The following is an 11615-nucleotide window of genomic DNA, read 5'->3' as shown; positions in this document are numbered from 1 at the left end:
AACATATGAATATGATCCTTCATCGCATGTGCTTCAATGATTTCGACATCTTTCATTTCACATAACCTTCTGAGAATAGCACCTATATCTTTTCTCAGTTTTCCATAAATGACTTTTCTTCTGTACTTTGGTATGAATACGATGTGATACTTACAATTCCATCTTGTGTGTGATAAACTATTGTCACTCGACATGAGTAGATCTCCTTTCGTTTTTTAGAAGTTGGTTTGACGGCCATCTTCTATTATAACGATTGGAGATTTTTTCTGTCACTTTACCACTCTAGAAGTTTTATTTTCACACGTGTAGAACACGTGGTTTTAAACCCATATAATTAGAAAAACTTGGCTTATCGCCAAGTCCTCCATTGCGAAAGCCGTTTCAGTTAATCTTAGGGCTTCAAATTTTTAAGTTGCGTCGCTGAACTCCGTTGTCTAAAAATTTTTCCTTGCCATTCAAAAAAGCTATGAACACGGAGCGTGTTCATAGCTTTCGATTAGGTCGTTTTTGAAACAGTGAGAAGGGGCTCTACACGAATTCCTTGATCATCCGGCTTCAACACATCGACCATAAATTCAGGATAACGCTCGTTCAGAACTTTTTTCACCGCTTCGCCTCGATCCTTTGGCGCAAAGCAAAGCATCGTAGGTCCGGCACCGCTAAGGGCAGCACCATAAGCCTCTGTCTCCTCTTTTACAAAGGACATGACTTCCTTCAGATGTCCCACTAAACCCATGCGGTATGGATGATGAAAGACATCCCTTTGCATCATATCTCCTACAAGCGGCCAATTTCCTTGGAGCAAGGCAGCCACAAGGACGTTTGCCACACTGCTTCCTCTGATCGCATCACGGAAGGCAATTTCTGTTGGTAAGACGCCGCGCGCTTTTTTTGTCATTAGCTCTTCTTTCGGAATCAGCAGGACAAGATCAACATCTGGTACACCACCACTTATGACATGGGTCTCTTCTTCAATATGCGTACCGATAATTAATCCTCCATAAATAGACGGGGCAACATTGTCTGGATGACCCTCCCAAAGGCTTCCAAACCGCACCTTTTCTTCAACCGTTAAATTGAGCTTTAACAGCTGATTGGCAAGCTCAATTCCAGCAACGATCGCTGCCGCACTGCTCCCTAAGCCTCTCGCTAGGGGAATGTTACTTGTCATCTCCACATCGCAAGGCACAAGCTCTTCTCCAAGCTCCTTCGCCACATGCTCGGCAACCTGAAAAATTAAGTTATCCTCACCAGACGGGACGCCTTCAAGATTAGGAGAGGTTGAATGGAAGAACCATTTTTCCGCCCTTTGAACAGATAGGGTTAAATAACGATTGACCGCAAGTCCAACCGAATCAAAGCCTGGACCAAGGTTAGCGGAGCTTCCCGGAATCGTCAGAACAAACCCCTTCTCTGTCATTGGTGCACACCGCCTTTAATATGAGCCAAAAATGCCTCTTCTTCATTAGGGAGAACGGTTGGCTTTACAGACACCGTATCCATTGCAATGTTTGGATCTTTTAAACCGTTTCCTGTTAGCACACAAACAACCTTTGCACCCTTTTTAATGGAACCATTTTCAATTTGCTTTTTCAGGCCGGCAATCGAAGCACAAGATGCAGGCTCAGCAAAAACACCTTCCTTTTGTGCAAGAAGTTGATATGCTTCTAAAATTTCTGCGTCCGTTACTTCATCAATTTGTCCATTAGACTCCTCTGCCGCTTGTACAGCCTGTGGCCAGCTTGCAGGATTCCCAATTCGAATCGCTGTGGCAATCGTCTCAGGATTCGGAATTACTTCATTACGAACGATAGCAGCGGCTCCTTCTGCTTCAAAACCACGCATTTGCGGAAGCCCTGTCCCTTTTTTCTCATGGTACTCCTTAAATCCTTTCCAATAGGCCGTAATATTTCCTGCATTCCCAACAGGAATCGCAAGCACGTCTGGCGCCTGTCCAAGTGCATCACACACTTCAAATGCCGCTGTCTTTTGTCCTTCAATCCGATATGGATTCACCGAATTTACAAGGGTAATCGGTTCTTTTTCACTAATTGAGCGGACAATATCTAAGGCGTTATCAAAGTTCCCTTTAATTTCAAGTACCTCTGCGCCGTACATGACTGCTTGTGCAAGCTTTCCGAGAGCAATCTTCCCTTCTGGAATGACGACAATGCAGCGTAGCCCTGCACGAGCACCATACGCTGCAGCAGCGGCTGACGTGTTGCCTGTTGAGGCACAGATAATCGTCTTGCTACCTTCTTCCTTCGCTTTCGCTACAGCCATCACCATTCCACGGTCTTTGAAGGATCCCGTTGGATTTGCTCCTTCATATTTCGCATAGGCTTCAACACCCCACTCTTCAGAAAGACGCTTGAGCGGGATTAATGGTGTATTGCCCTCCTGTAATGAAAGCATAGGTGTTTGTTCTGTTACTGGTAAAAACTCTTTATATTCATGTAATAGTCCGTTCCATTTACTCATCTCATTTTCCTCCCTCAACACGGTAGCTGCTCTCAACGGATTCAATAACGTCAAGCTTCACCAGCGCATTGTATAAAAAGTCGTATGTTTCTTTACTAGTTGTGTGTGTAATAATGATAACTTCTGCAACATCCTCGCCTTCAACAGGTAATTGAAGCAGCTTTTCAAAGCTAACATCACGTTCGGCAAACAGTGAAGTAATCGCTGAAAATGTTCCTGCACGGTCGATGACACGTAAGCGGAAGAAATATTTTGATTCAATTTCAACATCTGCTTTTAGCTTTTTCTCATGAAGAGGACGGGCTCCTGCATGGCCATTAACATGCAAACGCATGTTTTTTAACACTGTCACTAAGTCTGACACAACCGCAGTCGCCGTCGGCAGCGATCCAGCACCAGGACCATAAAACATCGTTTCTCCTACAGCTTCACCATGAACATACACTGCGTTGTACTCATCGTTAACCGATGCTAAAGGATGATCATTTGGGAGCAATGTCGGTTGTACACTTACTTCGACCCTCTCATCCTTTCGATCGGCAAGACCAATGAGCTTTAACGTATAACCAAGCTGTTCACAATATTCAAGGTCAGCTTTTGTTACAGAGGTAATGCCACGAACAACGACATCGTCAAGACGGACGTCCATTGAAAAACCAAGTGTAGCTAAAATTGCCATCTTTCGCGCTGCGTCCAATCCTTCCACATCTGCAGTTGGATCGCTTTCAGCAAATCCAAGTGCTTGAGCTTGGCTTAGCACTTCCTCATACGGAAGACCTTCCTTCGCCATTTTCGTTAAAATGTAGTTTGTTGTTCCGTTCACAATCCCCATCATTTTTGTAATACGGTCTGCCGCAAGACCTTCCGTTAAGCTACGGATAATTGGAATCCCACCTGCAACACTTGCTTCGTAAAAGAGATCACAGCGACTCTCAGCGGCTAATGCTAATAATTCCGCACCATGTAAAGCCATTAAATCTTTGTTGGCTGTCACAACATGCTTTTTATTTTTTAAGGCGCGGACGATATAATCTTTCGCCTCCGTCACTCCACCCATTACTTCAATGACGACATCAATCGCTTCATTGTCAACAACATCCTCTGCTTTTAGCGTGACACAATCATTTGAAAGATCAACATCACGAGCCTTTTGAAGGTCACGGACGAGTACCTTGCCTACTTCTACAGGCCGTCCTATTTGATGTTGAAGCTCATGCTGATGATTACGGATAATTTTGACGACTCCACTTCCAACTGTCCCTAACCCTAATAAACCAACAGTTAACGTCTTCTGCATTTCCTCCACTCCTAACCCCATACGATCTGGACCTGTTCTCATAAAACAAACAAATGTATTTATCTAATGGACATTATAGACCTGATACGGTCCGTTTACAAGGGGTCCTATAAAAATTTTCGAAATCTTTCTTATTTCTTCATTTTTTGTTTCTCTTTTCTACTTTACACAAAAACACCCCTTTTATCCACTTGGAAAAAAGGGGTGTGGTGAATCTTGGATGACAAGCCAATCAATCTTTGGAAGACGAAGCATCACAGCAGATGACTGCTCAAGCTCATGGGCCAGCTCTGTTAAAAATTGTTCGTTCTTATATTCTTCGTGGATGACATGATAAAACTGCTCTGCGTACTGTTCTCGTTCTTCATTGATTTGCGAGCGATAATACCCTTCAACAGCTTCAAAATAATGAAGGGGGAATAACAAACGGGCAAAGACAAGTTTCCATCCGTAGGCAGATAAAGGGTGATGTGTATGATAAGCCTGTAAAAACGAGCGGATCGTACGCCAATCTTCTTCAGACCTAGTTTGCCATCTTATCGAACGTATCCACTCGGCAAGATCACGACTTGGGTGATCATAAATGAATTCAGTTGGCGGTTTTATCATACTGTACCCTTCATCTCTTAGCCATGTATCATTTCGAAAGCGCCGATGACAGATTGACCCGAAATCATGCCCTTGTAACTGTTCGTCATAGACAGCATCTACTGCATATTGAATTGCATTTTCTGTTAATCCCATAAAATAAGGAAAGGTATAGAGAAAGGACTCATCTAAATAGCTGCTTGGTTGATCCTGAAAAACCTGTTGGTACCAGCCTTCCAGCTGTTCTAATCTCTTTTCCCAAAGCTTATGCCACTGACCAAAATACGATTGCTGCCCAGCAGAAAGGATGATTTGACTCCCCATTTGGTGAAAGTGGGCAAGATGCTCCCCCACCTCTCTTTCATCTCTGGGGACGGCCCGTACTGCCCTATCTGCAGAAAGTTTAAAAAGATAAACCTCCTGTCCATCAATTTGACTATGGTAATGTCCTCGATTCGTCCGGATCAGCTCAGGTACACTCAGATCCCCGAACGTTCGTAAATGCTCTGCCATTCCCACCATCTCTTCATCTGTTACTCCGACTCCTTCTTCTTTTGGAATCATGAGATAGCGGTGCCCTTCTGCAAAGAATCCGAGGTGTTGATCAACTTGAAAGCGCGATTCGCAGTAAAGTCCATACAAATCATAGATATTCCGTTCAAACACAGCCCTCACTCCTTCTTCCACTGCGTCATACAATAGTCTATGACCCAACTGTATAAAAAGTGTGCAGCGTTCGCAGACTAAAAGCACCTTTTTGTCTTAGATCATCTTTCAATACAATAAGCACGATATAAATTGAAAACACTACCATTAACGAAACAAATTCAAGAAATAATATTGAGGTGACAGAGATGACGGAGGAAAAAAAACTAGAGATTGTCGAGAAAACAGCCCGTGAATGGCTTAAGGATCGAGGTGTGACGATAGATGATATTGCAGAGCTCGTTTATTTTCTACAAGCAAAATATCATCCTGAATTAGACCTTGCTGAATGCAAAGAAAATGTGGAACGGGTTTTATCAAAACGGGAAGTACAAAATGCCATCTTGACTGGAATCCAGCTTGATGTGCTCACCGAACAAGGAAAGCTCGCTCAACCATTGCTTGATATTATTAAACGAGATGAAGGACTATACGGGGTCGATGAAATCATTGCCCTCTCCATTATTAACGTGTATGGTTCGATCGGTTTTACGAACTATGGCTACATTGATAAACAAAAACCTGGAATTTTAGAAAAGTTAAATGACAAATCAAGCGGTTTTTGTCATACGTTTTTAGATGATATTGTGGGAGCCATTGCTGCAGCTGCTTCAAGCCGACTCGCTCATTCCCTTGCGTACAAGGAATAGGAGATGACGAAACCTTCACTGCGAGAATGTGAAATGTGGCATAGCCGTGCATTGCGCTATTCTTGTGGGAAGCATGGCTTTTCGCCAAGTCCTGTATCGTAAAAGCCTTCGTTGCAGTGATACTTGGACTTGGACCTTCAAATTTTTGACTGCGTCAATAAGCGTCCCTGCTAAAAAACTTTTTCTTCCAACGAAGAGAAGCTGGACCAATGGTTGGGCCAGCTTCTTATTCGATCCTATTTGCTGTCTTTTGGCTTTTTGAACGTATAGACGCAATGGGGAACGTCTTCCTTCGCCGCGCAATTTTCGGCAATGACGCCTTCTGTCTTCAAGAGCTCACGAAACAGCTTTTGCTCACAGGAGCAAGCGACAGGATATGCTTTTGCCACTTGAGAAATTGGACAGTTGTACTCCGTAAAACGGTACGTTTCCTCATCAAGCTGTTCCCATTCAACCATATAACCATTATCATTTTGGATTGCTGCAAGTGTAGCGACTCGCTTCTCAAAGGAATCGTGCTCCATTTCAACCTCATACATTTTTTTCAAGCGCTCTTTTCGCCGCTCAAAAAGCTGGTCAATTAGCTCATTTCCATTTATTGCTTCAAGGTCTTCTAAAATGCCGAGACTTAACTGGTTATAGTTTCGGGGAAACTGTTCTTCCCCTTTGCTCGTAAGGGAATATTTTGTTGCTGGACGACCCATCGCTTGACGGACGAGGGTGGTTTTAATGAATCCATCCTTCTCAAGGCTATTGATATGACGGCGAACAGCCATTTCAGTAATTTCTAGTTCACGGGCAATTTCACCAACACTACGTTCTTTATGTTTTTTAAGCCCCTTCATTATCATATCGCGAGTGGAGGTGGTTTTATTACTCATTGCATGATCACCATCCTTCCCCTCTATTGTATGTGAAAAGAAGCAAGAAGTAAATTTAACGACCTTAAGAAAATGATAACTAATAAGCCGTGTTCTTCTATTTTTCAGATTCCTTTTCTTCTGGTAAAAAAGCAGAAACAGGTCCAAGCTCATGATTTAAATATCGGCGTACTGCAGAAGGAAAGGCCACAAGTGCCTCCATGCTTTGTTCAAACGTTTGTTTAAGCTTTTCATGGTTAAGCTCAATATAATCTTGCACAAGCGCTTTGCGACAATGAATCACCTGCTTTAACGCATTTGCTGAGGATTTGTCCACAACCTTTTCATCCTCTAAAATATCAATAATGTCTTCATAGCTTCCTGGGTCACGCATAATAAACCCATCGATCATACTATTGCCTACATCGATGATCGATTCAATGACAAGATGAACCATCCGCTCAAGGGCATACATTTCGATTGGTGTCGTCCAATTTTCCTTTGAACGGAAATGAGTTAACGTTTTTTCCATATGAAAAAGTGTATCTTCAATTTTTTTCCGATTAACAAAGTACATGCTCATCCCCTACTTTTTCTTATATTTTAAGTTACGTTTTATAAAAAAAATAAAGTAAATCTAATGGATTTAGCGCCTAATTTCAGCTACTCTACATATATTTAGCCATGAGAAAGTCTTTCCTTTTGTGGTAAGCTAGTAGCATATCTTTTTAGTTGTGAAGGGAGCCTTTTTTATGTCAGAACGCTTTTTCTTATATGATGATATAGAAGAAACAAAAACACGCTTTGTAAGCTTTATGGGTGAAAACCAGCGCTTTGATTTAGCCATCGTACACTCTGATCGCCATTATGGAAAGCAGCTTGTCCTCGATATGCAATCGAATCGATTTGCCATTATTGGACAAGATGACCTAGATGAGCCTGGCTATTTGGAGCATGTATACGGCTTAGAGGAAGAAGAAGCCGAGGAGCTCCGGTCTTTTCTATATGAGTTCGTTTGAGTACGACAATCATTTTTTAAAAACCCCCTCTTTCGGGCACTTTAACTGCAGGAGGTGGTTTTTTTATGGATGAACATCGAATATCAAAGGATAAAGAGGAGCAGGATTATACAGACTTTTCGAACGTAGAAACGATGCGAAATTTCTTAATTCCAGAGTCTTTACCAGAAGGTCCCTACGGCTCCCCACGCGGGAAAGACACACTGGTTTTTAATAAGTCTACGCCATGGAAACAAGGTCAGCGCTATTACAGCGCTTTCAACTATGAATTTAAATCGTTTCATCAAAATCTGCCAAGAAAAGATCCTGGCGCCCATCCGACCCATGATGACCCAATGAAAAATGAAGAGCCTCCATACACGTCGACGTAGGAAAAACATCCTCGGTTTTAGTCCGGGGATGTTCTTTTAACGGTCTTTTACTTTCTTTAAGACAAAGTACGCACAGCCAAAATTACAATATTCATAAAGGTAGTCAGGAAGGGTACTGATCTTTGTATCATAGGTCGATTTTTTATTCTTATCATCAAAAAAGCCGCGTAGGCGAAGCTGGTTATAGCCCCAGTCCCCAACAACGTAATCATATTTGTTCAGAACATCACTATAACGTTCTTTAAACGCCTCTTCATCCCAGCCGTCTTTCACTTCATCCAAAAGTTCAAATTGAACACCTTGTATGCGAACCACGTGGCTCACCTCTCTCCTTCTTATCGCTTTCATTGTACCATATCGCTAGGGCATTTCCACCCTCTTTTCCCTTTGGAAACCAGCATTTGCTATCAGTAAAAAGGCGTTTTTTCGGTCAATCTTAATAGTAAAGGAGGAGATTAGATGAAACCATTCATCATATTAAGCATGACTGTGTTATTTTTCATTACAGGCTGCCAGACGGCCAATGAGGACCAGACGACTGTACAAAGCCGCAACAATTATTATAACCTTCAAACAGACGCGAATAACAGAACCACAAACGGCGACAGGGCAAACAACATGTATGGTTATTCCCGTTATCAAAAGGCACAGGTTGATCAAGAGGGGATTCAAAAAGCAAATTCGCTCGTGAATCGTCAGCGGCTTTCAGACGGAGTTACACGTCTTACCTTATCAAATGATGATGTAGAAGAAGCAGCTACCCTTGTAACAGACGAACATGTTCTTGTTGCCTACACAACAAAAAGTGCCAACCGAGATTATGTAGCAGATAAAGTTAAACGCAGCGCCATATCCGTTGTTCCACGTTTTTATGATGTTTACATTAGCGATGATCATCGCATGTTTCAAGCGATTGAACGATTTCAAGGTCTACAAAGCACCAATGGGGCCATTGAAAACACAATGGAACAAACCATTGAAAGGTTCAAGCACTCGCCTCAAGGGGAATATAACGAGGACACAGATAGCAATATGAACATCATGAGACAAAAGCATCAAAAGCTGAAGCGGTTGAACGAATAGACACCATTTAAGCTCAAAGCATGAATAAACAAGGAGACGGAAATAAGTCCATCTCCTTGTTTCAGCCGTATAATGCCTAGCGCTTAAGGCGCTTTCGCTTTTGTTGAAAAGGGGACGGAGCCTCAGCTCTTGATGATAAAGCAACAGCCCTTCCGCTCACACCACCTTAATTGAAATGGTGCACAGCACGACCTGTACGGGAAGAGCGAACTGCTCATGCTGGTTTCTATTTACTAGCAGCTTTTTTTGCTTCTTCTCGCACTTGTGCTTCATTTACTTGTTCGTCTGCATGGTAAGATGAGCGCACGAGCGGACCTGCTTCGCAATGGCTGAATCCTTTGCTCAAAGCAATTTCCTTTAGCTCAGCAAACTCGTCTGGATGATAATATTTTTGAACCTTTAAATGCTTTTTCGTTGGCTGTAAATACTGACCAATCGTCATGATGTTTACATTGTTCGCCCGCAAATCATCCATCGTTTCCAAAATCTCTTCCCTCGTTTCACCAAGACCAATCATTAAGCTTGATTTTGTTGGGATGTCTGGGTGCATTTCCTTTGCACGACGCAAAAATTCAAGGGAGCGCTCATATGTAGCTCTGGCACGAACTCTTGGTGTTAAGCGACGAACCGTTTCAATATTATGATTTAAAATATTCGGGCGCGCATCCATTAACGTCTTTAAGTTTTCGTATTCACCCATCATGTCAGAAGGAAGAACTTCAATCGTACAAAATGGGTTTTTACGGCGCACAGCGCGAACCGTTTCAGCGAAGACAGCTGCTCCGCCATCCTTTAAATCGTCTCGGGCAACGGCCGTAATAACCGCATGCTTTAAGCCCATAACCTCAACTGATTCAGCTACACGTTCTGGCTCTTGCAAATCAAGTTCACTCGGCAGTCCTGTTTTTACTGCACAAAAACGGCAAGCACGTGTACAAACGTCCCCTAAAATCATAAATGTTGCAGTCTTTCGGACAGCCCAACACTCATGAATGTTCGGACAGCGGGCTTCTTCACAAACCGTATGAAGATTTTTTTCCCGCATCATTTTCTTTAATCCTGTATATGTCTCATTCGTGTTAAGCTTAATTTTTAACCAATCTGGTTTCCGAACATGTTCTTCTTTTTTTGCCATGACTTTTCACTCCATCCGCTTCCCAGTATTATCTAATGATTTTCTCAATTAGGATAAGGGAAAAGCTTTGCTACTCTCATCTTACTTTATCATGATTCCAATTGAAACACCAAATACACGCTCACAATTCCCATCAATTTACTCCCATGTTTTTAAAAAGATTTTGCACACTAAAGATATAAAAACTCGTGAGACGATGGTTCAACCTCCCTAACCTAGAAAGGAGCATAACATAAAGATGAGAAAAATCGCAATTGCCTTATCGTCCTTCATTATCCTTTCTCTCTTTTCGTCCCCTTTCATCCCTTATGGAAAAGGACAAGAGAAGCAAAGTGCCGAAGCAACGTATGAAAAACGAATGGATTTATATAAAAAAACAGAAGCCATTACAAACGTTCCTTGGTACTTTCTTGCAGCGGTTGATGCCTATGAACGGGGGGTGCGACGGACACAGAAAGACCGTCCAACAGAAGAAGGCGTCATCGGGATTTATTTCTCTCCCCAACAATGGGTTGGTCCCCTTAACCCAAATATGGAAGACACCGACCCCTTATCGATTAGTCTTTTTGATGGAATGGGGCTTGACGGGAACGGTGATGGAATCGCCGATCGAATGAACGACGAAGATGTGTTGTACTCCATTGCTCAATACCTCGAGAAATTTGGCTTTAAAGAAGAAGATTTTCGTATCGCTCTTTGGGAATATTACCAGCGCGAGCAAAGTGTTGCGATCATCTCAGGACACGCAAAGGTTTATAAAAAATTTAACAGGCTTGATTTATCAAAGCATACGTTCCCCATGCCTCTCCAATACGACTATAGTTACCGAGATACATGGGGAGACAGGCGCGGCTGGGGCGGCCGACGCATTCATGAAGGGACTGATATTTTTGCTGGCTACCACGTTCCTGTACTGGCGACCGCTTATGGGATCGTGGAAATTAAAGGCTGGAATAAATACGGAGGCTGGCGCGTCGGCATTCGTGATACCGACAACATTTATCATTACTACGCCCATTTGAGTGGATTTGAAAAGGGGATTGAGGAAGGGACCATTGTAGCTCCTGGTGATGTGATCGGCTATGTCGGTAGCTCTGGCTACGGGAAGCCTGGAACACAAGGAAAATTTCCTCCTCATCTTCATTACGGAATGTACCGGGATACTGGCTATACGGAGTGGTCCTTCGATCCGTACCCTGCCTTAAAAAGCTGGGAACGAAAAGCATACCAAGAGCGAAGAAAGAAAAAATAAGAAAGAAGTAAGACACTTGCTTATGGCACACCGTTCACTGAAACGCTGACAAACACCAAGCATTTTTTGTTTTGTGAAGGGGTGACAATGCTCTGAGCTGTTAGGAGCTCAAGCTTGATTATTTCATAGTACGTTTCTGCATACAAAAAAGAGGCTGAGCTCAACACATTTGCT

At 42.7% G+C, this 11615-nt stretch carries 14 protein-coding genes; 5 read left to right on the top strand and 9 right to left on the bottom strand.

Annotated elements, in window-relative coordinates; genetic code table 11:
* The 5 genes from tnpA to yutH form a co-directional block, all read right to left on the bottom strand.
* On the bottom strand, window positions 1–194 hold a 194-nt coding region (tnpA, locus tag BLT_RS0103295), incomplete at its 3' end, for an IS200/IS605 family transposase (RefSeq protein ID WP_017726391.1).
* A gap of 302 nt (window positions 195–496) precedes the next feature.
* The gene (gene thrB, locus BLT_RS0103290; protein ID WP_017726390.1) at window positions 497–1420 is read right to left on the bottom strand and encodes a homoserine kinase; all 924 of its coding nucleotides are present in this window, start codon (window positions 1418–1420) and stop codon (window positions 497–499) included.
* Window positions 1417–2481, bottom strand: coding sequence for a threonine synthase (thrC, locus tag BLT_RS0103285; protein WP_017726389.1), 1065 nt, complete (start codon window positions 2479–2481; stop codon window positions 1417–1419). Before thrC ends, thrB begins: the two co-directional genes overlap by 4 nt.
* Window position 2482: 1 nt before the next feature.
* Window positions 2483–3778, bottom strand: a complete 1296-nt coding sequence (locus BLT_RS0103280; protein WP_017726388.1) for a homoserine dehydrogenase — start codon at window positions 3776–3778, stop codon at window positions 2483–2485.
* 183 nt (window positions 3779–3961) lie between these two features.
* Window positions 3962–5032 (bottom strand): spore coat putative kinase YutH, encoded by a 1071-nt coding sequence (gene yutH, locus BLT_RS21320; protein ID WP_017726387.1) that lies wholly within the window; start codon window positions 5030–5032, stop codon window positions 3962–3964.
* Window positions 5033–5220: 188 nt separating this feature from the next.
* On the opposite strand from yutH, the gene BLT_RS0103270 reads away from it, so the two are divergent.
* Window positions 5221–5721, top strand: a complete 501-nt coding sequence (locus BLT_RS0103270; RefSeq protein ID WP_017726386.1) for a phosphatidylglycerophosphatase A family protein — start codon at window positions 5221–5223, stop codon at window positions 5719–5721.
* Window positions 5722–5957: 236 nt separating this feature from the next.
* Here the strand turns inward: BLT_RS0103270 and BLT_RS0103265 are convergent, their stop codons facing one another.
* Together BLT_RS0103265 and BLT_RS0103260 are read right to left on the bottom strand one after the other, a co-directional pair.
* Window positions 5958–6602 carry a helix-turn-helix transcriptional regulator gene (locus BLT_RS0103265; RefSeq protein ID WP_017726385.1) on the bottom strand — a complete coding sequence of 215 codons (645 nt, stop codon included), beginning with the start codon at window positions 6600–6602 and terminating at the stop codon, window positions 5958–5960.
* 97 nt (window positions 6603–6699) lie between these two features.
* Entirely contained in the window at window positions 6700–7158 is a 459-nt protein-coding gene (locus tag BLT_RS0103260) for a DUF86 domain-containing protein (RefSeq protein WP_017726384.1), read from the bottom strand.
* Window positions 7159–7333: 175 nt separating this feature from the next.
* On the opposite strand from BLT_RS0103260, the gene BLT_RS0103255 reads away from it, so the two are divergent.
* Window positions 7334–7600: a DUF3055 domain-containing protein gene (locus BLT_RS0103255; protein ID WP_017726383.1), complete on the top strand. Its 267-nt coding sequence runs from the start codon at window positions 7334–7336 to the stop codon at window positions 7598–7600.
* 65 nt (window positions 7601–7665) lie between these two features.
* Window positions 7666–7971, top strand: a complete 306-nt coding sequence (locus BLT_RS0103250) for a hypothetical protein (RefSeq protein WP_017726382.1) — start codon at window positions 7666–7668, stop codon at window positions 7969–7971.
* A gap of 36 nt (window positions 7972–8007) precedes the next feature.
* On the opposite strand, the gene BLT_RS0103245 is transcribed toward BLT_RS0103250, so the two are convergent.
* Window positions 8008–8319, bottom strand: a complete 312-nt coding sequence (locus BLT_RS0103245) for a YutD family protein (RefSeq protein WP_081599588.1) — start codon at window positions 8317–8319, stop codon at window positions 8008–8010.
* Window positions 8320–8430: 111 nt separating this feature from the next.
* Between BLT_RS0103245 and BLT_RS0103240 the strand changes: the two genes are divergently transcribed.
* Window positions 8431–9054 (top strand): YhcN/YlaJ family sporulation lipoprotein, encoded by a 624-nt coding sequence (locus tag BLT_RS0103240; RefSeq protein ID WP_017726380.1) that lies wholly within the window; start codon window positions 8431–8433, stop codon window positions 9052–9054.
* Window positions 9055–9280: 226 nt separating this feature from the next.
* On the opposite strand, the gene lipA is transcribed toward BLT_RS0103240, so the two are convergent.
* Window positions 9281–10189 carry a lipoyl synthase gene (lipA, locus tag BLT_RS0103235; RefSeq protein ID WP_017726379.1) on the bottom strand — a complete coding sequence of 303 codons (909 nt, stop codon included), beginning with the start codon at window positions 10187–10189 and terminating at the stop codon, window positions 9281–9283.
* Window positions 10190–10427: 238 nt separating this feature from the next.
* Between lipA and BLT_RS0103230 the strand changes: the two genes are divergently transcribed.
* Window positions 10428–11441, top strand: coding sequence for a M23 family metallopeptidase (locus tag BLT_RS0103230; protein WP_017726378.1), 1014 nt, complete (start codon window positions 10428–10430; stop codon window positions 11439–11441).
* The last annotated feature ends 174 nt before the right edge of the window (window positions 11442–11615 follow it).

The organism is Halalkalibacterium ligniniphilum (assembly GCF_000334155.1).
Taxonomy (GTDB): domain Bacteria; phylum Bacillota; class Bacilli; order Bacillales; family Bacillaceae_D; genus Halalkalibacterium; species Halalkalibacterium ligniniphilum.
This window is presented reverse-complemented; position numbering and strand designations above follow the sequence as displayed.